The sequence below is a fragment of the Algoriphagus algorifonticola genome, assembly GCF_007655305.1.
Lineage (GTDB): Bacteria > Bacteroidota > Bacteroidia > Cytophagales > Cyclobacteriaceae > Algoriphagus > Algoriphagus algorifonticola.
Genome location: NZ_VLOG01000019.1, coordinates 110,467 through 132,730, shown reverse-complemented (window position 1 = coordinate 132,730; position 22,264 = coordinate 110,467). Strand labels below are relative to the sequence as shown.

The 22,264-nt window shown below is 39.5% G+C and carries 25 protein-coding genes; 16 read left to right on the top strand and 9 right to left on the bottom strand.

The genetic code is table 11. The features are described 5' to 3' along the window. Positions 1-83 precede the first annotated feature (83 nt). From FL972_RS04300 to FL972_RS04290, 3 genes are all read left to right on the top strand, one after another. Positions 84-530, top strand: coding sequence for a hypothetical protein (locus FL972_RS04300; RefSeq protein ID WP_186299993.1), 447 nt, complete (start codon positions 84-86; stop codon positions 528-530). Positions 531-622: 92 nt separating this feature from the next. Further along, positions 623-1,018 carry a PAS domain-containing protein gene (locus FL972_RS04295; protein WP_144603859.1) on the top strand — a complete coding sequence of 132 codons (396 nt, stop codon included), beginning with the start codon at positions 623-625 and terminating at the stop codon, positions 1,016-1,018. Then, on the top strand, positions 1,015-1,848 hold the full coding sequence (locus FL972_RS04290) for an MBL fold metallo-hydrolase (protein ID WP_144603858.1): 834 nt from the start codon (positions 1,015-1,017) through the stop codon (positions 1,846-1,848). Before FL972_RS04295 ends, FL972_RS04290 begins: the two co-directional genes overlap by 4 nt. Positions 1,849-1,869: 21 nt before the next feature. Here the strand turns inward: FL972_RS04290 and FL972_RS04285 are convergent, their stop codons facing one another. Then, positions 1,870-2,610: an MBL fold metallo-hydrolase gene (locus FL972_RS04285; protein WP_144603857.1), complete on the bottom strand. Its 741-nt coding sequence runs from the start codon at positions 2,608-2,610 to the stop codon at positions 1,870-1,872. 110 nt (positions 2,611-2,720) lie between these two features. Here FL972_RS04285 and FL972_RS04280 point away from each other — a divergent pair, with 110 nt between their 5' ends. Continuing rightward, positions 2,721-3,812 (top strand): 6-phosphofructokinase, encoded by a 1,092-nt coding sequence (locus tag FL972_RS04280; protein WP_144603856.1) that lies wholly within the window; start codon positions 2,721-2,723, stop codon positions 3,810-3,812. A gap of 3 nt (positions 3,813-3,815) precedes the next feature. Here the strand turns inward: FL972_RS04280 and FL972_RS04275 are convergent, their stop codons facing one another. The 8 genes from FL972_RS04275 to FL972_RS04245 form a co-directional block, all read right to left on the bottom strand. Then, positions 3,816-4,253, bottom strand: coding sequence for a DUF2214 family protein (locus FL972_RS04275; RefSeq protein WP_222116002.1), 438 nt, complete (start codon positions 4,251-4,253; stop codon positions 3,816-3,818). Positions 4,254-4,396: 143 nt separating this feature from the next. After that, positions 4,397-4,543 carry a hypothetical protein gene (locus FL972_RS19355; protein ID WP_186299991.1) on the bottom strand — a complete coding sequence of 49 codons (147 nt, stop codon included), beginning with the start codon at positions 4,541-4,543 and terminating at the stop codon, positions 4,397-4,399. Positions 4,544-4,556: 13 nt separating this feature from the next. After that, on the bottom strand, positions 4,557-5,426 hold the full coding sequence (locus FL972_RS04270; RefSeq protein ID WP_144603854.1) for a restriction endonuclease: 870 nt from the start codon (positions 5,424-5,426) through the stop codon (positions 4,557-4,559). Then, positions 5,423-6,286, bottom strand: a complete 864-nt coding sequence (locus tag FL972_RS04265; RefSeq protein ID WP_144603853.1) for an ORF6N domain-containing protein — start codon at positions 6,284-6,286, stop codon at positions 5,423-5,425. The genes FL972_RS04270 and FL972_RS04265 overlap by 4 nt, the downstream gene beginning before the upstream one ends. A 23-nt stretch (positions 6,287-6,309) precedes the next feature. Next, positions 6,310-7,848: a YifB family Mg chelatase-like AAA ATPase gene (locus tag FL972_RS04260; protein WP_144603852.1), complete on the bottom strand. Its 1,539-nt coding sequence runs from the start codon at positions 7,846-7,848 to the stop codon at positions 6,310-6,312. A 58-nt stretch (positions 7,849-7,906) separates the two neighbouring features. Then, complete coding sequence (locus tag FL972_RS04255) at positions 7,907-8,275, bottom strand: hypothetical protein (RefSeq protein WP_144603851.1); 369 nt, start codon at positions 8,273-8,275, stop codon at positions 7,907-7,909. Between the two features lie 29 nt (positions 8,276-8,304). Next, positions 8,305-10,137 carry an ABC transporter ATP-binding protein gene (locus FL972_RS04250; RefSeq protein WP_144603850.1) on the bottom strand — a complete coding sequence of 611 codons (1,833 nt, stop codon included), beginning with the start codon at positions 10,135-10,137 and terminating at the stop codon, positions 8,305-8,307. Between the two features lie 51 nt (positions 10,138-10,188). Next, a complete protein-coding gene (locus tag FL972_RS04245; RefSeq protein ID WP_144603849.1) occupies positions 10,189-11,838 on the bottom strand; it encodes a hypothetical protein in 1,650 nt (549 codons plus the stop codon). 221 nt (positions 11,839-12,059) lie between these two features. Between FL972_RS04245 and FL972_RS04240 the strand changes: the two genes are divergently transcribed. From FL972_RS04240 to FL972_RS04185, 12 genes are all read left to right on the top strand, one after another. After that, positions 12,060-12,731, top strand: a complete 672-nt coding sequence (locus FL972_RS04240) for an OmpA family protein (RefSeq protein WP_144603848.1) — start codon at positions 12,060-12,062, stop codon at positions 12,729-12,731. A gap of 190 nt (positions 12,732-12,921) precedes the next feature. Next, positions 12,922-13,167: a type B 50S ribosomal protein L31 gene (locus FL972_RS04235; RefSeq protein WP_026956569.1), complete on the top strand. Its 246-nt coding sequence runs from the start codon at positions 12,922-12,924 to the stop codon at positions 13,165-13,167. Positions 13,168-13,236: 69 nt separating this feature from the next. Beyond that, positions 13,237-14,433, top strand: coding sequence for a GlmU family protein (locus tag FL972_RS04230; RefSeq protein WP_144603847.1), 1,197 nt, complete (start codon positions 13,237-13,239; stop codon positions 14,431-14,433). A 10-nt stretch (positions 14,434-14,443) separates the two neighbouring features. Next, positions 14,444-15,586, top strand: coding sequence for a DNA polymerase III subunit (locus tag FL972_RS04225; RefSeq protein WP_144603846.1), 1,143 nt, complete (start codon positions 14,444-14,446; stop codon positions 15,584-15,586). 1 nt (position 15,587) lies between these two features. Beyond that, on the top strand, positions 15,588-16,025 hold the full coding sequence (locus FL972_RS04220; protein WP_144603845.1) for an ATP-dependent zinc protease family protein: 438 nt from the start codon (positions 15,588-15,590) through the stop codon (positions 16,023-16,025). A gap of 2 nt (positions 16,026-16,027) precedes the next feature. Continuing rightward, positions 16,028-16,939, top strand: coding sequence for a 30S ribosomal protein S6--L-glutamate ligase (rimK, locus tag FL972_RS04215; protein ID WP_144603844.1), 912 nt, complete (start codon positions 16,028-16,030; stop codon positions 16,937-16,939). Next, positions 16,936-17,871 carry a hydroxymethylbilane synthase gene (gene hemC / locus FL972_RS04210; protein WP_144603843.1) on the top strand — a complete coding sequence of 312 codons (936 nt, stop codon included), beginning with the start codon at positions 16,936-16,938 and terminating at the stop codon, positions 17,869-17,871. Before rimK ends, hemC begins: the two co-directional genes overlap by 4 nt. Beyond that, complete coding sequence (locus FL972_RS04205; RefSeq protein WP_144603842.1) at positions 17,868-18,713, top strand: peptidylprolyl isomerase; 846 nt, start codon at positions 17,868-17,870, stop codon at positions 18,711-18,713. Before hemC ends, FL972_RS04205 begins: the two co-directional genes overlap by 4 nt. Further along, entirely contained in the window at positions 18,703-19,620 is a 918-nt protein-coding gene (locus FL972_RS04200) for an SDR family oxidoreductase (protein ID WP_144603841.1), read from the top strand. The genes FL972_RS04205 and FL972_RS04200 overlap by 11 nt, the downstream gene beginning before the upstream one ends. A 40-nt stretch (positions 19,621-19,660) precedes the next feature. Beyond that, the gene (locus tag FL972_RS04195) at positions 19,661-21,046 is read left to right on the top strand and encodes a sodium-dependent transporter (RefSeq protein ID WP_144603840.1); all 1,386 of its coding nucleotides are present in this window, start codon (positions 19,661-19,663) and stop codon (positions 21,044-21,046) included. A 116-nt stretch (positions 21,047-21,162) separates the two neighbouring features. Then, positions 21,163-21,534 (top strand): response regulator, encoded by a 372-nt coding sequence (locus FL972_RS04190; RefSeq protein ID WP_144603839.1) that lies wholly within the window; start codon positions 21,163-21,165, stop codon positions 21,532-21,534. A 75-nt stretch (positions 21,535-21,609) separates the two neighbouring features. Next, complete coding sequence (locus FL972_RS04185) at positions 21,610-22,206, top strand: porin family protein (protein ID WP_144603838.1); 597 nt, start codon at positions 21,610-21,612, stop codon at positions 22,204-22,206. The last annotated feature ends 58 nt before the right edge of the window (positions 22,207-22,264 follow it).

Below are 22,264 nucleotides of genomic sequence, written 5' to 3'. Positions count from 1 at the left end.
TGAGGATACAAAGAAAAAGCTGATACAAATCATAGAAATTTTAGAAAATTAGTTTTATACTTAGGGAAGCAAATGGCAAAATGATGAGAATTCCCAAGGCTCAAATATTCGAAGCGTGTAAACTCAAGCAAGAGCAGATTATTTCTGATTTTAAGACAGAAATATCCAATTTAAAGAGTGAAATCTATGATCGGGATGTTATTCCAAGTCAAGGTGACTCAAGTTCTTCAGAGCGCCACCAGGTCTTGCTCAGATATGAGCAGGAGCTTGAACATTTGGAACAGGAGTTAGGTGTTTTGGATTCTATTTCTGATGAGAAGATTTGTGAAACAGTTGAGCTTGGAGCGGTAGTAATTACTGATTCTCTCAGTTTTTTTGTTTCGATTTCTGCTGAAGAGTTGAATGTAAATGGTGGTAAAATCTTCGGTATCTCCGTTCAGGCTCCACTGTATAAGGCCATGAAAGGAAAGAAAAAGGGAGACACTTTTTCTATCAATCAAAAGCAATATGAGATTTTGGATGTCTATTAATTCCCTTTAAAATCGATTGTTTTTCAATAATTTAGCGAATTATATTAGGATTTTTCTTAACTTTTTAGAAGGTTATATAATAAAAAAGAACCATGCCAGCACAAGCCTTAGAATTAATCTTAGGTAGACAATTTGTCGATAGTCTTAGTATGCCAGCTTTTTTGGTAGACACAGAGGGTAATTTATTATTCTACAATGAACCTGCAGAACAAATTTTCGGACTTCGGTTTGGTGAGACAGGTGGAATGAGAGTAGAGGAATGGTCTACAATTTTTACTCCTACAGATAAAGATGGCAAACTGCTCCCTCCAGAAGGACTACCACTCGTAAAGACCCTGACATCCAAAGAACCGGCCCATGGATCTTTTTATATAGATAATTTGAACGGTGAAAGGATTTTTATCACGGTGACGGCATTTCCAATTATTGGTAGGCCAGATCGGTATCTAGGAGCTATGGCTATGTTTTGGAAAAGCGAAATGCAATGAATATCAAAGTCTGGGGCTGTCGAGGATCCCTTCCTTCTCCAGGGCCTGAAAATAATAAATACGGAGGGAATACATCCTGCGTTCAGGTCTACGATAAGGATACCTGTATTATTTTGGATGCTGGCTCTGGTATCCAACGCCTTGGAAGATTTTTGAGTCCTGAAATTAAGGAAATACATATTTTACTGACTCATCTTCACATAGATCATACGATGGGTCTGGGTTTTTTTCTGCCATTATACAATCCAACGGTTGAGGTTCATTTATGGGGACCTTCTTCCAGCACAGATCCTTTGTTGCAACGATTGAGAAGGTATTTTTCAGCTCCATTATTTCCGGTGAGACTTGGAGATCTGCCCAATCATCCGATTATTCATGAGTTGAGTATGACTGATTTTGAACTTGGAAGATTTAAAATTAAGTCTGAATACGTATGCCACCCTGGGCCGACTCTCGCGTATAGAATTCAATATGAAAATTCAATTTTTGCCTACATTCCAGATCACGAATTAAGAATTGGGTCAGCTGATTTTCCTAATAATCCAGAATGGACAAGTGGCTTTGAAATAGCCAATAATGCAGACTTACTTTTTCACGATGGGTCATATACTATCAAGGAGTATCCCCAAAAAATAGGTTGGGGACATAGTGCTGTAAAAGACGTTATATTATTTGCCCAAATGTGTAAGGTGAAGAGACTTGCTGTATTTCATCATGAACCCACCAATACCGATCAGCAATTAGATGAGATTCTTTTGGGTAATTTGAAAGATCAAACTTTCGATTTTCAAATCGAGATGTGTAGGGAGGGCAATACTTATTCTTTTTGAAGCTATTACAATCGTTTATAATCAATTTTCCGGATACCAGTTTCTCAGTCTAACTTCTACCTCTGGAGTAGATCCACTTACCAAGGTTTTAAATTTTTCTACATCACTCAAACCAATTCCTCCTCGGTAATGATAGGGATAAACTATTCCCGGTTTGAATGCTGATACTGCACTTGCAGCCTGTTCTACATCCATGGTGTAAGGAAGATTCATGCATACAAAGGCAACATCAATATTATTTAAGGACCTCATTTCAGGTATGTCCTCTGTATCTCCTGATAGGTAAAAGTTCTTTCCTCCGAGATTCAAAATATATCCATTACCACGTCCTTTTGGATGCCTAGAGTCAGAAGTTTCCGGTAGGTTGTACATGGGTATGGCTGAAATTCCCACCCCTAAAAGACTTTTCGACTCTCCATTCCCCAAAACTTCCACACTCTTGTATGTATTGGTTGGCAGTTTTTCAGCCACAGCAGAAGGTGTGATGATAATGGTTTGACTTAAATCTAAGCCATCCAATGTTTCTTGATTATGGTGGTCTCCGTGAATATCAGTGATCAGTACTATATCTGCCTTTTTTTGATTGGAGAATCGCTCAGCGCCACCGTAAGGATCGACATAGATTGTTAAGTTTTCATATTCCAATACCACCGTACCATGCAGGATAGGAGTAAATTTTACAGGGTTTTTTTCTGTAGGAATTATATCTTGGGCAAATCCGATACTTGTAAAGAAGAGAAAAAGAATGGTCAGTTTTTTCATGGCGAATGTATGTGGGGTTTAACAAGAAAAGCCTAATCGCTGTTTGGATATTTGATTTAATATCGGGTATTTATCGATTATATTCCACAATATTTTACAAGATTCACATTATGAAGAAACTTTTAATATCGACTGGCGGAGGTGATTGTCCGGGATTGAATGCAGTTATTAGGGGCATCACCAAAAGAGCGTTACAGGAAGGGGAATGGGAAGTTTGGGGAAGTTTTGAAGCATTTAATGGATTGATGGAAGAACCTGCCAGGCTGATCAAATTAGATGAAAAAAATACAGCGGGGATTCATGTTTTGGGAGGGACTATGCTAGGAACTACCAATAAGGGAAATCCTATCAGATTCTCCGAAAAGCAAGCTGATGGAAGCATTAAGGTGGTTAACAAGATTCCAGATTTGGTGGCCAAATTAAAAGCTGAAGGGTTTGAAGCAGTAATCAATATCGGAGGTGATGGCTCACAGGAAATATCTCAGGCTATGCATGAAGCAGGAATGCCAGTAGTCGGAGTACCTAAAACCATCGATAATGACTTGTCTTCCACTGATTTCACTTTTGGTTTCCAAACTGCCGTTCAGATAGCCACAGATTCATTTGATAGGTTAGTAACAACTGCAGCCAGTCATCATAGGGTGATGATCATGGAAGTGATGGGCAGAAATGCCGGTTGGATTGCGCTTTACACTGCCATTGCAGGAGGTGCTGAAATCTGCCTGATTCCTGAAGTTCCCTATGACCTTGATGAAGTTGTCGAGAAAATCGAGTCCAGATATAATAAGGGGCGAGGATTTGTGAACATTGTCATTGCCGAAGGAGCACATGCCAAAGAAGGCTCAATTACTTCCAGTCAGGGAGAAGAGGGGAGGATTTCTGTTCGTTTGGGTGGAGTAGCCTACACCCTCAGTGAACAATTGAAGGCTGCCGGAATAGATGCAGATATCAGAGAGACGGTTCTAGGTCATACCCAGCGAGGTGGAACTCCTATTGCTTTTGATAGAGTGATAGCTTCTGTTTTTGGGGTCAAAGCTTTTGAGTTGGTTTTGGAGAAAAAATTTGGGCAATTAATCGTCCTGTTGAATAATGAGTATACTTCAGTACCAATCAAGGAGGCAATTTCCGCATACAATTATGTAGATCCAAAGGGAACTTTGGTAGCGGCAGCGAAAGGATTAGGGATTAGTTTTGGAGACTGAAAGTCATAATATTCTAATTCCCTTGGCCATCAAACCAGCAAGAATGGGAATGATAATTAAAAGGATTAATTCAGTATAAACGGACCACCTGACCAACTTAGGGATATTGACAATTTGGTCGGGAAGTCCTTTTCCTTGTTTGATAAAGAAAACAGTAGGATAAATAGATATTAGCCCAATTGCGATAAATAAACCTAGTTTCAAGTGAAAGGTAGGATTCTGGCTGTAAAACTCAGTGGGTTTCCCATATCCTCCAAGCCAGAGGGTTAAGCCGACGGCAAGGAGCGTTAGAGCCGAAATACCGTAAAGTCCATCGATTTTTCCTAAAACTTGAATTTGCTTTCTGTTTAATGATTTTTCTATCAAAAAAAACTCAGCGATCAATGTTCCTGCTAAAGCAAATATGGAAACAAAATGAAGGTAGCGTAACAAAATCTCCATGATAAAAATGATTGGACTTCATGAAAGTTCGTTATTTATGAAACGAAATCAAATGACTATTAATGAGAAGAGTAAAATGCGGACTAAAATCAAAAAATAAAACAGAATAAGCTGATACTTTACTTCAGTTGAACGCTTCGCAATTAATTAGTTTTTCCTTTACGTACGCTTTCATAACCCTCTCTAAAGGCCGCCTTTGCTTCCTCCCAGTTTAGGGAAGTGTCAATTATTAGAATAGTAAATAATCCTAAAACAAAGGCGATGATTTCTCTTTTGGTGATTTTTCTCATTTCATAAATTTGATTATTCCCTAAATTTCGAAAAATAACTAAAATCTACATCATAGACTACTTTTGGCTTTAGCCCCAATTCAACTTTTTCAAACATTTCAACGAGTTTCTTACCATCTACGAGTTCAATTGGAGGAGCTCCGTCGCGAGAAGCTTCTTTTTCAGCTTCTCTAGAGAAAGATCCTGTAGTAAGAATAATTCCTTTTTCAGCTCGACCTATCATTGCATTTCGAAAGTCTCCAACTTGAGCTCTTGAGACAGCACCCTCGTAACGTTTACACTGAAAAATCACTTTGAAACTGACAAAGGGGTTTAATTCTAAAACACCGAAACCATCAATTCCTCCATCATGAGATTTTCCTGTGACTTCAACTTTTTCAAAACCATGTTCCCTTAGAAGTTCCTTACAAACATTTTCAAATCCACTTGGTGAAAGAGACTTTAAAACTGATAAAAGATTGTTTTCTGCACTTACTTCCGCGGATTCAGGTGTTTCCTCTTCTTGGTTCTCAATTATTTCTTTTTTTGATTTATCCTTTCTGATTTTCTGATTGATTTCAACCCATTTCAGAAATATTTCCTTTGATTCTTCAGGCGTTAAAATAGTCTTTTTTCCTTTCTCGGTGAGCTTCCATGTTCCTCTTGTAGAGGAATCTAGGAGACCCTCCCAAATTAAATATTGACGAGCCCAAGCTACCTGATTGTGAAAACGATTTCCCCCTGATTTGAGGGTCTCATCCAAGAAACCTTCATCTAATTCAAGATTTTGAGCTATTCTCTCAGAAACTTCTTTTGGTTTTCCTGAGTAACCTAATTCTCTTAAAGCGTCTAACAGAGGACCAAACCATTGTACAAACTCTGCCTGGTTTTTACTTTTTTTCATTTAATTTCTTTCAGAAGTATTTCAACAAAATCATTCATTTGTGAAAAGGCAAACCATTTTTTACCCAGGTCTTTAAGAGAAGCACCAAAATGGTATAAGTCAGAATTATCAACAATTAGAAATCGATCATGACTTTTATTGAATTCTTTGATAAAAATCTTCGGATATTGACTATTATGTTTTTCTATATCTAGCTTGAAGTTTCTATTAATTTCCTTTGTGTAAATGGTTGCTTCAACTTCCGATGATCGTTTATTTAATAGTATTAAGATTGTTTCATCAACATAATTATCGATTAGTATTATTTCCTTTTTGGCTGATTTAATTAAACCAGCAACAAAAGTGTATGCATCGAAAATTTGTCCATCGAAAAAAATTCCTTTTTGAGGTTTCAATTGGTCCTTTTCCAAAGCATTGAACAATTGGTCAAACTTTTTTTCATTTTCAAGCTGCTTTGTTTCTAATTGAAACAAACGGTGAAAAAGTGGAGCGCTTTGTATCAGTAATTTTCTCATTTCAACAAACGCTTTCATTATCTCTACACTTACCTGAACTGCTGTATCTGTCTGTAATACAGATGAAAGCATGGCTATACCCTGTTCGGTGAAAACATAAGGTAAAGTTCTTCTTCCTCCGTGGGTATTTGAAGTACCAGAATGGTACTTCAAGTTTCCCCATTCACTTTTGGTCAATTGAAACACAAAAGAATTTGGAAATCTCTTAGGGTTACGGTTTACTGCTCGATTTATAAATTTAGTCTCGGTTTGATAAAGTACGGCCAAATCACTGTCCAACATCACCTGTTGTTCTCTGATTGTTAGAATTTTATTTTCTATTTCTTTTAATTCTTGAGAACTCATATTCAATAAAAAATATCAAAACATCAACCTGCCCATCCCTCTCTGTCCAGGCTTCGGTATTGAATGGCTTCTGCTAAGTGTTCTACTTTAATATCGGCTGAATCCGCAATATCAGCAATGGTTCTGGCTACTTTCAGGATTCTGTCATAGGCTCTGGCTGATAAGCCAAGCCTTTCCATAGCAGTTTTGAGTAGAGCCTTGCCAGCTTCATTAATTTGGCAAACTTCCTTCACCATATGAGAGGGCATCATTGCATTACAATAAACTTCAGGATTGTTGGAAAAACGCTCTTTTTGCCTGTCTCTTCCCTGAATTACACGTTCTCGAATAGCTTTGCTGGATTCACTCTTTCTGGTGGAGGTCATCTCATCAAATTTAACAGGAGTCACTTCCACATGTAAGTCTATTCGGTCTAGAAGCGGGCCTGAGACTTTGTTCAGGTAGCGTTGAACTATTCCCGGGCCACAAACGCACTCTTTTTCCGGGTGATTGTAATACCCACATGGGCAAGGGTTCATGCTTGCGATTAGCATGAAATTCGCAGGGTAATCAACTGAGACTTTTGCCCTTGAAATGGTCACTTTCCGCTCTTCCAAAGGCTGGCGCATCACTTCTAACACTGTTCTTTTGAACTCGGGTAATTCGTCTAAAAAAAGAACTCCATTATGAGCTAGGGAAATTTCTCCAGGTTGGGGATTGCCTCCTCCACCAACTAAGGCTACGTCGGAAATCGTATGGTGGGGGCTTCGAAATGGCCTATTAGCCAATAAAGAGGCATTTTTTCCTAGTTTTCCCGCAACTGAATGTATTTTAGTAGCTTCCAGAGCTTCCTGTAAGGATAGTGGAGGCAATATCGAAGGCAGTCTTTTAGCCAGCATGGTTTTTCCTGCCCCGGGAGGCCCAATCATGATCACATTATGCCCTCCTGCTGCTGCGATTTCCATAGCCCTTTTGATATTTTCCTGACCTTGTACATCCGCAAAATCAAACTCTACATCATCCAGCGAGTGGTAGAAAATTTCTCTCGTATCAGTGATCAAAGGCTCAATGGCGAGGTCCCCCATTAAAAAATCGGCTGCTTGATTTAGAGTTTCTACTCCGATGATATCCAAACTATTGACTATAGAGGCTTCCTTGGCATTTTCCAAAGGAAGAATAAAGCCCTTAAAACCTCTTTTTCTAGCTTCAATCGCAATGGGAAGAACTCCTTTGATTGGCCTTAGTTTACCATCCAATGCGAGTTCGCCCATAATGACATATCGGTCTAGTTCCGGAAATTCCACCTGCTCAGAGGCCTGCAAAATCCCCATTGCAATAGGAAGGTCATAGGCAGACCCTTCTTTTCTAATATCAGCGGGAGCCAGGTTGATGACTACTTTTTGGCGAGGCATTCTAAAACCAAAATATTTCAGAGCTGATTCCACCCTTTGTTGAGATTCTTTCACAGCAGAATCAGGCAGGCCTACCATGTAAAAACTGGTACCTTGTCCAACATTGACTTCTATTGTTATAAGATTTGCGTCTACTCCTGAGACTGCGCTTCCAAAAGTTTTTGCGACCATAATGAAAAAAGGAAACCGATTGGTTTCCTTAAATATACTATTAGTTAATAATTATTTATCAATCCTTCGTGAAATTTTGTCTTGGAGGAAGTGTTCCAGATTCAGGTTCAGAACTTTTCGTAGGAGCTGATTTAGGTTTTTCAGGTAAGTCAGGATGCTCAAAATCATAGATTTTAGCTTTTAATTTATTAATCTCAATTTCCATTTTGTTGATTTTGGAATTTTGGGATGAGGAAACTGCTTTACCTATTCCCCAGTTAATCAAAAACAAGACAAAACCAATCAAAAGGATAGTAACCATGGACTGAGAGGTGACTTCCTGCATTCCAAAAAGGCCTCCTAATGTGTCAAAAGCCATAAAAAACACCAAATAAAGAAGGAAATAGACCAACAGGACAATCTGAAGTACTTGGTGAAACTTTTTCATAATTTTATCAATTAAATTTTTCGAATATACTAAACTGACTGAATACTGGAAAGCTTTTGATATAAGCCCTCTCTTTGCATCAGCTCTGTATGTGTGCCACTTTGAACAATCCTTCCCTTTTCAATTACGAGAATTTCATCTGCATGTTGGATGGTGCTTAGGCGATGGGCAATTACTAATGTAGTTCTGTTTTTCATCAATTTGGTAAGAGCTTCCTGGACTAGTAATTCAGATTCAGAGTCCAGTGCAGAAGTCGCCTCGTCCAAAATCAAAATTGGAGGGTTTTTTAGAACTGCTCTGGCAATACTCAGTCTTTGTCTTTGTCCTCCGGAAAGTAAAGATCCTCGTTCTCCTATACTACTTTGGTAGCCATCTTCCATCTTTATGATGAACTCATGGGCATTGGCAATTTTGGCTGCCTCCATGACTTGTTCCTCGGTAATGTTTTCAAGCCCAAAAGCTATGTTATTGAAAACAGTGTCATTGAATAAAATGGATTCTTGGGTAACTATTCCCATGAGCCTTCTAAGACCTTCCATGTCAAACTTTCTCAGGTCTTTTCCATCTAACAGGATTTCTCCTTCTGTAGGATCATAAAATCTGGGAACTAAGTCGGCAAGCGTAGATTTCCCTCCCCCTGAAGGACCAACCAATGCGATAGTCTTCCCTTTTTCCAAAGAAAAATTGATGTCCTGAAGTACCCTCTGATCCTGATAAGCAAAGCTGACATTTTTGAATTCAATGCCTTGATTGAATCCTTCCGGAAATATGGGCTTTTCAGGATTTTTTATTTTAGAGGGAGTATCTACTACTTCGAAAATCCGCTCCGCAGAGGCTATCCCCCTTTGAATACTGCTGACTGCTCTAGAGATTTCTTTAGCTGGATTGAGTACTTGCGTAAAGATGATAATGTAGGTGATGAAGTCAGATGCGCTTAAGTCTGAATTTCCACTTAATACCAAACTGCCACCATAAACAAGAATCCCTGCAACTACAGTGACTCCCAAAAACTGGGAAATAGGAGAGGCTAACTCATTTTTGCGGGCCATATTCACATTGACGGCCGCATAGTAATCAGTTTCCTGATCAAATTTGCCAAACATGAATCGCTCTGCGTTGAAGGCTTTGATCACACGCATTCCTCCTAAAGTTTCGTCTAGGATATTGACAATTCTACCCAAAGATTGCTGACTTTGAACAGCTCTTTTTTTCAAGCGACGGGTAATCCCTCCTATAATTGCTCCAGAAATGGGAATGATTAAGATGGTGAACAAAGTCAATTTGACAGACATGAAAAACAGCACCGCAAAATAAAGGATGATGGTGGCCGGCTCTCTGAAAACAACTCTCAATGACTGTACAATAGTATTTTCAACTTCCTGAACATCATTGGTCATTTTTGACATCAAATCACCTTTTCGTTCATTGGAAAAATATCCAATGTGAAACCTTGTCACCTGACCGAATATATCGGAGCGCATATGCTTGATGACAACAGCGCGAACTTTTGCTAATACTACTCCTGAGAGATAGGTGAATAAGTTGGAAAGAAAAACGGAGCAAACGATAATGATACAGACGAATATCAGGGTCCCCACCTTTCCATAATCATCCTGAATATCGAGAAAATAATGATTGAATAAGCCCGTGAAGTATTCAATGGACAGAGAGAATTCAGGTAGAGTCCTGTATTGCTCCAAGGTCTGAGGATCTACTTGCTCAAATATGACATCAAATAAGGGCTTTAATAAAGTGAAGTTTACTAAGCCAAAAATGATGGAAAAAAGCGTGTAGAGAATATATGTAGGAACGAATCTTCCAAAGGGTCTAGCGTAGGATAGAATTCGTAAATAAGTCTTCATGCAGGTTTATTCGGTAATCCAGGCGGCAAGTTACGCAAAATTGAATTCCGCTTAGAAATTGAAATCAGGACGGATAAAGTTCCATCGAATTCCCAATTGCAAAAACTGGCTGTTTTCAGGAGCATCTAAGTCTTGGGCAGTTCTTCTTCTGAAGGTATGGGAGGCATCAATGAAGAAGTTATGTTTCAGCATATAGCTTGCCACTAGGTTAGACTGGACAACAGTGTTTTCTATTCCCTGTCCTGTAATATTTCCGAAAAGGCCGGTAGGACTACCATTTAACCTGTTTTTCAAGACATCACCACCCCAATTGGTATTCTGATCAGGATCGTCTCCATAAAGTTGATACATTCCCAATAGGCTGATATTCAATTTTGGAATTGGTTGGAATCGAACTATTCCCAAAAACTCCTTGAAATTAGCACCCAAAGGATGGGTTAAGGGAGTTCTCCAATTAGAGAAGGATTGATAGTCAAACTTTTCCTGAAAGGTATAAGGTCTAGCAGAATTGAATTCCAGCTGCAAATCCAGATTAGAAACCTCGAAGGCATTGATGTATTTATATCCGGCTTGAACTCCGTATTTGTTTCTTTTAGATCCTTTGCCATCTATTCCAAAAAACTCATTAAACACGAACTCATCTAAGGCAAACTGTCCGTACAATTGCATACCTGGATAAAAATTCCATTTACCATCCATTCCCAGCATGACTTTGTCTGGAGTTCCCAATTGCTGCTCAACCCAACGGAAGAACACAATAGGGTTAAAATAATTAAAGTTGACTTTGTCTGTCATGACAGATTCAAAGAATCCTAGGTTCAATTTTTTGCCCACATTGAACCCCAGTCGGTGCATAGAAAAGTATTTTTGCGGATAGCGTCCGTCGGTTGGTCTTCCCCTGTTGTATAGAACGTCCGCAGTCATTTGGGTCCATAGGTTTGTCACCTGAAACTTCCAGACTTTGGTGTTCAATTTGACAAACATGTAGGGATTGGAAAAGTCAGAAAGTAAAAAGGAGCGGTAACCTTCTCCTACAAAATTTCTGTCATGCCCAACCTGCGCTTGAATACTTTTGGTCAAATGAAAGTTGACATGTCCTCTTGCAGAAAAATAGCTGTATCCTTGCCCATTATATTCTTTCCAGAATCCTTCTCCTGGAACAGCGCCATTATGTGCTGCGTAATTTTTAACCCAAGAAGGAAAGAAAACCTCCGAAGTAGTCATGTAGGTGAAAAAGCTCACTTTTTTGTCTATAGAACCCCTGACGACAATCCCTCTGCTCAACTGGGCGGGGTTTTGATCATTATCAGTCTCCATACCACCTGAAATATAAAGTACAGGACTCAGGTGTATGTCAAAATCATCACTGTAATAATGCGCGAAGTCTCCTGGTCTTCTATAGATCTTTTTGAGAAAAGGATTTTTGGATTCTGGGGTTTCTTGGTTGACAAACTCCCAATTGTCTTGTGCCAAATACGCTAAGTTAAACCTATCAGAGGAACTCTGAATTACCGGATCGTTCACCAAACTGTCCAAATATTTTGCTACAATATCCCTTCTGTAGGGTTTGAATCCAGTTTGAAAAAAGGGGTTGTTTTGTCCCTGCAAAATTTCGTAGCGCTCTATACGATGATAATAATCTCTTTCGTAAGGAATATAGCTTCCTTGTGCAAGGGTTGATGTGTGAGATGTTAGCAACATTAAAAAAAACAGGTTGCTCCAAGCAAGGTAATGGCAGGTAAGTTTTTGCATCATTTAAAACTAGGAAAGAATTGAAAATTCGAAATAAATATTCACAAAAAGATATAGTGTTGTCGATAATTTCATCTGAAACATGGTTTCGAAAATATAATTAGTGAACTACATGGTTAGACGTTTAATTGGAATGGGTATTGCCAGTACACACATAAATAAATTTCCATATGAAAACTTCAAATCAAATTTTAATTGGCCTTGCTTTAGGAGGGGTTTTACTGGGGACTCCCTCTTGTAAAACTAGTAATGCTGTCAAAGGAGCTGCAATCGGCGGTACCACTGGAGGAGTTTTGGGTGGAATAATTGCCGGTAAAAAAAATACTGCAACAGGTATTATTATTGGCTCAGCAATAGGAGGAACTGCTGGCGCTATCATTGGAAGGCAAATGGATAAGCAAGCAGAAGAGTTGAGAAGAGACCTGAAGGGTGCGAAGGTGGAAAGGGTTGGAGAAGGAATAAAAATCACTTTTGATTCAGGTTTATTGTTTGGTTTTGACCAATCAGCTTTGACTCCGGCTTCCAAATCAAACCTTCAAGATTTAGCTAAAACCCTAAACAAATACCCTGATACAAATATTCTGATCGAGGGGCATACAGATAATGTTGGGGAAGATGGCTACAATTTGACCCTTTCTAAGCAACGGGCACAATCAGTGGACGCATTTTTGACAAACCTTGGAGTAAATTCTCAAAGAATAACAAATAAAGGTTTAGGAGAAAATTATCCAGTGGTTTCTAACGACACTCCATCCGGAAGAGCCCAGAATAGAAGGGTAGAAGTGGCCATTTATGCCAACAAAAAAATGAAAAGGATGGCTAGACGAGGACAATTAGGTTAATTTTGAAGACTCAGAGTAGTCTGAATTGGAGCAAAAGATGATGGAGTTGGAGAACTCTTAGAAAATAATCGCTACTTAGAAAACATTCAGGTAACGAGCTTTAATATTTTCCATAAAGATTTGGTGAGTTTTACGAAAAAGAATAACTTTGTGCCTCATTTGAAAAAGCTACTCCAAAAATACTAGTAATATGAAAGCTGATATTCATCCAAACTACAGAGACGTTGTGTTTTATGACACTTCTTCTGAGTTTAAATTCTTAACTAAATCAACTATCGAAACAGACGAAACTATCGTTTGGGAAGACGGTAAAGAATATCCTGTGTACAAGATCGAAGTGAGCTCTGAGTCTCACCCATTCTACACTGGTAAGAAAATGTTGCTCGATACTGCTGGTCGAGTGGAGAAATTCAACAGAAGATACGCAAAGAAGTAATTCTTATTTGCTTACAGCTAAAAAGTCTTCCGGAGCATGGATTCCGGGAGACTTTTTTATTTTTGCCCCATGGAAAATATACTTTTGTTTGATGACCCCTCCATCAGAGGTTCCTTGCTGCCATTTGCCTTTACAAGACCCATCGCTGACTTTCGGGTTGGTATTTTGAAAATATCTGAAAAATGGGAAAAGCGCAGTGGTAAATCTGTTTCTTTTCTGACTCAAGACTATTTGCAAAAGAAATTTCCCCGAGCAGAGGGGCATTTGTTGGCTATAAACGGTGCTTGGCTTCCGGATGAAAAATCAGTGGAGGCTATTGAAAACTTGAAGGAGGATGAGTCTATATTTTTTGGAAAAATACTTCTGGCGAGTAAAATCCAGCCAGGTGAATCCAATCTTAGTTACGCAGCCGAAAAGAAAGTAATCCAAATTCAAGGTGAGCCTACTTTGATCCAAAAGACCTGGAATATTTTCCAATATAATGGGTCGGAGATCAAGAAAGACTTTGAGTTATTGACCAAGGGAAGGAAATCAAAAGAACTTACAGATCCTTTTACAAAAGTTTACAATCCTGAGCAGGTATTCATTGAAGAAGGTGCAATCATAAAGGCTGCGGTTTTGAATGCAGAAGGAGGGCCAATCTACATCGGAAAAAATACAGAGATCCAGGAAGGTTCTTTAATTCGGGGGCCATTTGCACTTTGTGATCATTCTACGGTAAATATGGGAGCCAAACTCAGAGGAGATACTACAGTAGGACCTCATAGTAAAGTTGGTGGAGAAATTTCCAACTCCGTCATTTTTGGTTATTCAAATAAAGGTCATGAAGGGTTCCTGGGAAATTCCGTGATTGGCGAATGGTGTAACATGGGGGCTGATACCAATACTTCCAACCTAAAAAACAACTATGCTCCTGTCAAGCTTTGGGATTACACCCGTGGAGGCTTTGCCAATACAGGTCTGCAATTTTGCGGATTGATGATGGGAGATCATTCCAAATGTGGAATCAATACCATGTTCAATACGGGAACGGTAGTCGGTGTAGGAGCAAATGTTTTTGGAGACGGATTTCCGAGAAATTTTATTCCTTCTTTTGCTTGGGGTGGAGCCGCAGGATTATCTACCTTTCAATTTCCTAAATTCGAAGAAACAGCCAAAGCAGTGATGGCCAGAAGAAAATTGGAGTGGACAGATACGGAAGCTGAGATCTTTCAAAAAGTTTTCGATTTGTCCAAGAACTATAGAATTTGGGAAAAGAACTCCTGATCAAAAGAACATGAAATTTGCCGACATTCCGGGGCTTCCCGAAACCAAAGAACATCTGATCAATGCAGTCAAAAACAACCATTTGGCTCATGCACTTCTTTTTTACGGTCCTGAGGGTTCAGCTAATTTAACCATGCCCCTTGCCCTGGCCACTTACTTATATTGCCAAAACCCAAGTGATTCAGACTCTTGTGGCACTTGCCCCTCCTGTCAACGAATGGCAAAATTAGTCATGCCGGACTTAAACTTTGCTTTTCCAGTCATTTCTTCCAAAAAGGAAGATAGCAGAGAAGATGGGCAAGATAAAAAAGTGGATTATCTGGCTAATTGGAGGAAGTTTGTACAGGAGCATCCCTACGGCAATGTCCATGATTACATATATTTCAATGGCTTCGAAAAGAAACAATTGAATATTTCTGTAGGAGCAGCCCGTCAGATTATCCAAACACTTTCATTGGTTTCCTTTGAGGGGGGATATAAAATCATGATGATTTGGGGAGTTGAGTTTTTGAATCAACAGGCAGCGAATGCCTTGTTGAAAATCTTGGAAGAACCTCAGCCGAAAACTATTTTCATGCTCATTACCACTCAGCCCGAGCAGCTTTTGACCACTATACTGTCGAGAACTCAAAAGGTATCCATAAGGGCTTTCAGGGATGAGGAAGTTCATCAGTATCTAGTGAATTCCGGTCTATGTGACGAGCAAACCGCTACTCAAATCTCCATGATAGCAGATGGAAACCTGAGAGAGGCTATGAGATTGGTTAATCAGGTGGAAGATCAGCAAGTCTCTTGGATCAGAAACTGGTTTAGGATGTGTCATAGCAAAAACTTCAAGGAGGTTTTCGCAATAGCTGATATATTTCACAAGTTTGATAAGGAAGCTCAAAAGTCCATTATTCAGGCTGGAATGAATGTTTTGAGAGAGATTCTGCTCAAAAATGCCGCAGTAGATTCGCTTTTAAGAACCAAAGGAGAGGATAGGGATTTTATAGAAAAAATCAGTGGTAAGGTACTCCAGGAAGAGCATATCCCAGGATTATACGAGCACTTCAATAATGCCTATTATCATTTAGAAAGAAATGGCAATGCTAAATTGATTTTTACTGATCTTTCTATGGAGATTGTGCTGCTAATGGCTAAAATAGACTAAGATGGAAAAGAAAATCATTGGCAGAAAAGAGAAAATATCCTTGCCAGACTTGGGTTTAAAGCTAGTCTGGGCAAAAGTGGACACCGGTGCTTATACCAGTTCGGTGCATGCTGAAAATATTCGATTAGAAAACAGAGATGGAAAAGAAGTACTAGTATTTGAAGCATTACTTCCCGACCACAAAAAATTCACAGGCAAGGAAGTGGTTGTCGAAAATTTCCGTGAAAAGAAAGTAAAAAACTCTTTTGGTCAAGCTGAAACCCGGTTTCTAATTATTACAAAGATGATTTTGGCAGGTGAAACTTTTGATGCAGAAGTGACACTTACCGATAGGTCCAGTATGAAAAACGCTATTTTACTGGGAAGAAAAATACTCCGAAACCGATTCTTGGTGGACGTGTCAGGCATGAATCTCGCAAAAGCCTACAGAAAAAAATAATTATGAAAATCGCAATCCTTTCAAGGAACCCTAATTTATATTCTACCAAAAGGCTTTATCAGGCTATTCAAGCAGCTGGACATGAAGCTATGATTGTCAACCACAGTATTTGTGACTTGATTATTGAGCAGGATGGGCCCTCGATCATTTACAAGGGAGAAAAACTCACCGGCGTGGATGCTATCATCCCTCGAGTGGGAGCTTCTGTGACTTTTTATGGCACTGCTGTAGTTCGCCAATTTGAACTGATGGGCGCATTTTCGGCTGTCAATTCACAGGCAATTGTACGGAGTCGAGATAAGCTGAGAAGTTTACAAATTCTTTCGAAAGCAGGCTTGGGGATGCCTAAAACTGCATTTACCAACTTTTCTAAAGGTGGAGAAAAGCAGTTGATAGAACACGTAGGCGGGGCTCCTCTGATCATCAAACTATTGGAAGGTACTCAAGGCCTTGGGGTAGTATTGGCAGAGACCAAGAAAGCCGGGCAATCAGTTATAGAAGCATTTCACGGTCTGAGAGCGAGGATCATTGTTCAGGAGTTTATCAAGGAAGCTAAAGGGGCAGATATCCGGGCCTTTGTAGTCAATGGAAAGGTGGTAGGAGCAATGAAAAGACAAGGGGCAGAAGGAGAGTTTAGATCCAATTTGCACCGGGGAGGAAAAGCTACCGTCATAAAATTGAGCAGAGCTGAAAAGCAGGCAGCACTAGGAGCGGCCAAAGCCTTAGGCCTTGACGTGGCAGGGGTCGATATGCTTCAGTCTGCCAGAGGTCCTTTGATCTTGGAAGTAAATAGTTCTCCTGGTTTGGAAGGAATTGAAAAGGCGACTGGGCTTGATATAGCTGCTGAGATTATCAAGTTTATAGAAGAAAGAGTAAACAAAAAGAATAGCCCAAAGAGGGTCAACGATCAATGAGAAAGGTTAAAATCGGAACCAGAGGTAGCAAATTGGCTTTGTGGCAGGCCTATCATGTGGAGGATTTGCTTAAAAAGTCTGGATTGGAGTCAGAAATAGTGATTATTGATACTAAAGGGGATCAAATTTTAGATGTCTCTATCTCCAAAATTGGCAGTAAAGGAGTTTTTACCCAAGAATTGGAGGATCAACTATTGGATGGCCGAATCGATATAGCCGTGCACTCTGCGAAAGATATGCAGTCCAATCTTCCTGAAGGATTTGAAATCATTGCTTTTACCGAAAGAGAAAAAGAAAACGATGTGCTCCTTTCTCACAAAAAAGGAATCAATTTGAAAGACGCATCTCAGCCTTTGGTTTTGGGTACTTCTTCCACCAGGAGAGTAGCGACATTAAAGCATTTTTATCCTCATGTGAAAACGGTTGAGGTAAGAGGTAATCTTCAAACCCGAATTCGAAAAATGGAGGAAGGTCTTTGCGATGCTTTACTACTTGCTTTTGCAGGGGTTCATAGAATGGGTTACGACGATCAGATCGTTGAAGAATTATCTTTGGAGGAGTTTACTCCTGCTGTTGGTCAGGGTTCTGTGGCCATAGAAGTAGCTACAATCTTGGATTCTGAAATCAAAAATCAACTTATTCAGGCATGTAACCATCAAGAAACCTCACTCAAATTGAGGGCGGAACGTGCATATTTAAGAGTATTGGAAGGAGGATGTAGTATTCCGGTATTTGCTTTAGCTCAGACAGAGCAAGATCAATTGATTTTAAAGGGAGGGATTGTTAGTCTGGATGGAGCTGAGAGAATTATATTGGAAGTAAAAGGTAGTCTTGAAAATCCGGAGGCCATTGGTCAGGAATTGGCCGAAAAGGTATTTGCCGCCGGAGGCAAGAAAATCTTAGATCAAATCAAATCAACATTGAATTCATGATTAAATATTGTGCTTTTTGGGGCATTTTAGCCCTAGGTCTTCTGATGTCTTGTGCAGGGCAGAAAGAACAAGTTGTCAGAATAGACACCCGTCATGGGGAAATTGTAGCTATCTTATTTGATGATACACCTGCTCATACAAACAATTTTCTGGACTTGGCCAAGTCAGGAAGGTTTGATTCAACAGAGTTTCATAGAGTTTTGCCTGATTTCATGATTCAAGGAGGAGATGTTTTTACCAAAGAAGAAATGCCCGCTGAGGAGTGGCCTACTTTACCGGCAGAGATCTTACCCCATCATTTTCATAAAAAAGGGGTTATCGCTGCAGCAAGACAGGGAAATAATATCAATCCACAAAAGCGGTCAAGTGGTTCTCAGTTTTACATTGTCTTGGGGAAAGTCTACAGCCAAGACGAGCTCATTACAGACATGGCTAAATTGCAGGCTGCTTTTATGCAATATGTCCAGCTACAGAGTCAGGATAAACTCAGACAGGAATATACACGACTCTATGAGTTACAGGAGTTTGATTCGTTGACTAATCTGATGATTTCCAAACGAAAAGAAATCGAACAGTCCTTGAATATGAAGCTTACCAAAGATATGTCTGCTGAAAGAATAGAAGCATACACCACGGTGGGAGGGACTCCTCATTTGGATGATGAATACACTGTTTTCGGCGAGGTTATTTCAGGGATAGATGTAGCGGAAAAGATTGCTCAAGAACAGCGAGGAGCAAGGGATAAGCCTTTGAATCCAGTCTATTTGAAAATGTCAGTAGAGCCTATGACCAAAGATAAAATCACCAAAGAATTCGGCTATCAATTTCCCAATGGCAACTAAAAAGAAAATCCTAATCACAGGTGCTAATGGTCTATTGGGCCAAAAATTGGTAAACCAATTGGTTAAAGAGCAACAATTTCAAGTAATAGCTACTGGAAGAGGATCCTGTAGGTTACCTGGGGACGGTTTTGAATACTTCCAATTAAACCTTGAAAATGAAGAGGAAGTAGCAAAAGTTCTATCCGAAACCCAGCCTGATGTAATCATTCATGGTGCTGCAATGACACATGTGGACCAATGTGAATTGAATCAGGAGGATTGTTATAAAGCTAACGTATTGGCTACTCAATATTTGACAGCAGAAGCTGAAAAGCTGAAAGTCCATTTTATTTTCGTTTCTACTGATTTTGTTTTTTCCGGTGAAGAAGGCCCTCTTTCTGAGGAAGCTGTTCCGGATCCTGTAAATTATTATGGAGAGACCAAGCTAGAAGGTGAGCGACTAGTACAGGCAATGAAAAATAAATGGGCAATAGCCAGAACTGTTTTGGTATTTGGTTTAGGGCATGATATGAGCCGAAGCAATATCATTCTTTGGGTGAAAGATAGCTTGGAGGCAGGGAAAGAGATTCAGGTAGTGGATGATCAATTCAGAACTCCAACTTTGGCAGAAGATCTCGCGGCGGGATGTATCTTGATTGCCAATCAGGGGGCCGAAGGAGTGTACCATATTTCCGGTCCTGACTATTTAACTCCCTATCAGATGGCAGTTGAGACAGCGGAGTATTTCAAGCTAGATCAGAGTTTGATCAAGCGTACAGACTCAACACAATTTACTCAACCCGCAAAAAGGCCTTTGAAAACAGGCTTTAAAATTGAAAAAGCCCAAAAAGAGCTGGGTTTTGAGCCCAAAAGTTTCCGAACGGCAATTGGTATTTTAGCAAAACAAATTATCTTAGCCCGCTCTTGAAAAGCAGTTTATACCCTTTAATTTAACTTTAGCATAATCTATGGCAGTAAGCGCAAATACCGAAGGCAGGGGCCAATGGGGATCTAGTCTCGGTTTTATCATGGCCGCAGCAGGCTCGGCAGTAGGCTTGGGAAATATTTGGAGATTTCCATATTTAACCGGTCAAAATGGAGGTGGTGCATTCGTTTTTGTTTACATCATCTGCGTCTTATTCATCGGAATACCTCTTTTATTTAATGAAATTGCTTTGGGAAGACGTTCCGGTAAAAATCCTATCGGAGCTATTCGTGATACAGGAGGAAATAAGTTTTGGCAGACAGCAGGCGTACTTTGTGTATTGGTCTGCTTTTTTGTTTTTAGTTATTATTCAGTGATAGCCGGCTGGACAGTTGGGTATATTTTCACTGAAATTATCAACCTTCCGGTAGATTTTGAGGTGTTTGTACAAACACCTATGTATGTGATTCCATTGACGTTTCTCTTCATCCTACTGACAATCCTGATTGTATTGGGAGGTGTCTCCGGAGGTATTGAAAAGGCCGCTAAGTTTTTGATGCCAGTATTGTTTATTATCATCATTTTCATTGCGGGTAGATCGGTAACTTTGGAAGGTGCAGAAGCAGGGATTCAGTATTATTTGAATCCGGATTTCTCCAAAATCAACGGGACAGTGATCTTACAAGCTTTGGGTCAGGCTTTCTTTTCTATGTCAGTGGGTTGGGGCTTGATGATCACATTCGGCTCCTATTTACCTAAAGAATCCAATATCATCCAATCTTCAGGTTGGATCGCAGGTATGGATACCATGGTCGCTCTATTAGGTGGTTTGATGGTTTTCCCTGCCTTGTTTGCCTTATTGCCTGGGAAAGATCCGGCTGCAGGTCCTGCATTGGTATTCGATGTATTGCCAAAAGTATTTGATGCCATGCCAGGCGGTAACATCATAGGCTCATTATTCTTCTTGTTGCTGATGGTTGCAGCTTTGACTTCTACTATCTCCATGCTGGAGGTTCCAGTTGCCTATTTGATTGATGATAGAAAATGGAACCGTAAAAAAGCAACCTGGATAGTTGGTATAGCAGCGATGATCATGTCTGTTCCGTCTGCTTTGTCATCCATTGAAGGAAACTTCTTTAATACGATTAATTTCAATTTCCTCAGCAATCCTATCCAAGGATTTTTTGGAGCAATGGACTTTATCTTCGGAACATTTGCAGTGGTTATTATTTGTTTGATGCTTTCACTTTATACCGGCTGGGGCCAGAAAATTGCAGACTATGCTGATAAATTGGCAAGTGGGGCCCCTGGTTTTAAAGGTATCTACAGAAAGGGCTGGATCTTCTTTATCAAATGGGTATGTCCAGTTGTCATCATACTGCTTATCTTAAATATGATTGGTCTTTTTGGGGCACCTCAAGCGGCTTAAACGAATTACAATTCTAAATGAGGAGGCATTAGGCCTCCTTTTTTTTTGAAAATATTTTCATAGAATAACGATTTTATTAAGTATTTGTGTATCTTATGTCAACAAAATTGTATTTCATGAGAGTACTAGTTGTCGACGATGATAATTTACATCTATTGATTCTTCGAAAAATCTTCGAAAAGTCTCAGGATACAGTGGTTGTAGCTCATAATGGCATAGAAGCTATAGAGGAGTTGAGGAAGGATCCTAATTTCAATGTGATACTTACAGATATCATGATGCCTGAAATGGATGGGCTAGAGTTACTGGGTAGAATAAAGAGTGATTTGAAAACCCAAAGCATCCCCGTGATAGGATTTACAGCAGGAGATGTAGAATATTATAGAAGAAAATCTTTAATCCCATTTGATGTATTGGTTCCCAAACCCATGGATTTCTGGGATTTACATCTCTTGGCTAAGAAAAAGGCCCTTACCAATTTGAATTGATTTTTGAGATTTATCCTGTTAGGAAAATCTTTTTTGAAAATTGTCGTTTAAGGAATTAAACCAATTTTCTCTATCATGAAAAAATTTTCAGTTCTTTTCACATTCTTTCTTATTTGTGCTATTCCAGCATTTTCTCAAAACTTTGGTCTTGGTATTAAGGCTGGCTTAAGTAGCACTGAAGTTGATTTTAAATCAGAAGAATTTATTCCTTCAGATTCTCAATTGGGTTATCACGTAGGTTTATTTGCCAGATTTGGTGGGGCAGGTTTTTTTGTACAGCCAGAGTTCCTTTTTACCCAAACTAGTGGTGAATTCATTTTCAGATCAAATCCACAGGCTCAGGGAGAAAAATTTGAAGCAAACTTTAACCGCTTGGATATTCCTGTTATGCTGGGCTTTAGAGTTCTGAAAGTCTTACGCGTTCAGGCTGGGCCCATTGCAAGTTTGAATATTGATTCAAATCTCAAAAATGCGGGTGGAACTGTTCAAGATGCTGAATTTAGTAATGCCACCCTGGGTTATCAGGCAGGTTTAGGGGTAGATATAGGCAACTTGTCCATCGATGGAAAATACGAAGGTGGATTGAGTAAATTCACCGATAATATTTCGAATTTTCAAACTGACAATAGAATCAACCAATGGGTGCTTTCTGTTGGGTTTAGATTGTTTTAAACCCGGATTATGCATTAGAATCTGTAGTGAGAGGTCAAACCGCAATAAAATCAAGTAT

What these genes read in the sequence shown, in the direction of transcription:
- FL972_RS04200 (WP_144603841.1), top strand. Translation starts at nt 18,703, where the DNA reads ATGGCAACTAAAAAGAAAATCCTAATCACAGGTGCTAATGGTCTATTG.
- hemC (WP_144603843.1), top strand. Translation starts at nt 16,936, where the DNA reads ATGAGAAAGGTTAAAATCGGAACCAGAGGTAGCAAATTGGCTTTGTGG.
- FL972_RS04195 (WP_144603840.1), top strand. Translation starts at nt 19,661, where the DNA reads ATGGCAGTAAGCGCAAATACCGAAGGCAGGGGCCAATGGGGATCTAGT.
- FL972_RS04270 (WP_144603854.1), bottom strand. Translation starts at nt 5,426, where the DNA reads ATGAAAAAAAGTAAAAACCAGGCAGAGTTTGTACAATGGTTTGGTCCT.
- FL972_RS19355 (WP_186299991.1), bottom strand. Translation starts at nt 4,543, where the DNA reads ATGAGAAAAATCACCAAAAGAGAAATCATCGCCTTTGTTTTAGGATTA.
- FL972_RS04240 (WP_144603848.1), top strand. Translation starts at nt 12,060, where the DNA reads ATGAAAACTTCAAATCAAATTTTAATTGGCCTTGCTTTAGGAGGGGTT.
- FL972_RS04245 (WP_144603849.1), bottom strand. Translation starts at nt 11,838, where the DNA reads ATGTTGCTAACATCTCACACATCAACCCTTGCACAAGGAAGCTATATT.
- FL972_RS04275 (WP_222116002.1), bottom strand. Translation starts at nt 4,253, where the DNA reads ATGGAGATTTTGTTACGCTACCTTCATTTTGTTTCCATATTTGCTTTA.
- FL972_RS04255 (WP_144603851.1), bottom strand. Translation starts at nt 8,275, where the DNA reads ATGAAAAAGTTTCACCAAGTACTTCAGATTGTCCTGTTGGTCTATTTC.
- FL972_RS04265 (WP_144603853.1), bottom strand. Translation starts at nt 6,286, where the DNA reads ATGAGTTCTCAAGAATTAAAAGAAATAGAAAATAAAATTCTAACAATC.
- FL972_RS04300 (WP_186299993.1), top strand. Translation starts at nt 84, where the DNA reads ATGAGAATTCCCAAGGCTCAAATATTCGAAGCGTGTAAACTCAAGCAA.
- FL972_RS04185 (WP_144603838.1), top strand. Translation starts at nt 21,610, where the DNA reads ATGAAAAAATTTTCAGTTCTTTTCACATTCTTTCTTATTTGTGCTATT.
- FL972_RS04220 (WP_144603845.1), top strand. Translation starts at nt 15,588, where the DNA reads ATGGAAAAGAAAATCATTGGCAGAAAAGAGAAAATATCCTTGCCAGAC.
- FL972_RS04285 (WP_144603857.1), bottom strand. Translation starts at nt 2,610, where the DNA reads ATGAAAAAACTGACCATTCTTTTTCTCTTCTTTACAAGTATCGGATTT.
- FL972_RS04260 (WP_144603852.1), bottom strand. Translation starts at nt 7,848, where the DNA reads ATGGTCGCAAAAACTTTTGGAAGCGCAGTCTCAGGAGTAGACGCAAAT.
- FL972_RS04190 (WP_144603839.1), top strand. Translation starts at nt 21,163, where the DNA reads ATGAGAGTACTAGTTGTCGACGATGATAATTTACATCTATTGATTCTT.
- FL972_RS04235 (WP_026956569.1), top strand. Translation starts at nt 12,922, where the DNA reads ATGAAAGCTGATATTCATCCAAACTACAGAGACGTTGTGTTTTATGAC.
- FL972_RS04280 (WP_144603856.1), top strand. Translation starts at nt 2,721, where the DNA reads ATGAAGAAACTTTTAATATCGACTGGCGGAGGTGATTGTCCGGGATTG.
- FL972_RS04250 (WP_144603850.1), bottom strand. Translation starts at nt 10,137, where the DNA reads ATGAAGACTTATTTACGAATTCTATCCTACGCTAGACCCTTTGGAAGA.
- FL972_RS04295 (WP_144603859.1), top strand. Translation starts at nt 623, where the DNA reads ATGCCAGCACAAGCCTTAGAATTAATCTTAGGTAGACAATTTGTCGAT.
- FL972_RS04290 (WP_144603858.1), top strand. Translation starts at nt 1,015, where the DNA reads ATGAATATCAAAGTCTGGGGCTGTCGAGGATCCCTTCCTTCTCCAGGG.
- FL972_RS04205 (WP_144603842.1), top strand. Translation starts at nt 17,868, where the DNA reads ATGATTAAATATTGTGCTTTTTGGGGCATTTTAGCCCTAGGTCTTCTG.
- FL972_RS04230 (WP_144603847.1), top strand. Translation starts at nt 13,237, where the DNA reads ATGGAAAATATACTTTTGTTTGATGACCCCTCCATCAGAGGTTCCTTG.
- rimK (WP_144603844.1), top strand. Translation starts at nt 16,028, where the DNA reads ATGAAAATCGCAATCCTTTCAAGGAACCCTAATTTATATTCTACCAAA.
- FL972_RS04225 (WP_144603846.1), top strand. Translation starts at nt 14,444, where the DNA reads ATGAAATTTGCCGACATTCCGGGGCTTCCCGAAACCAAAGAACATCTG.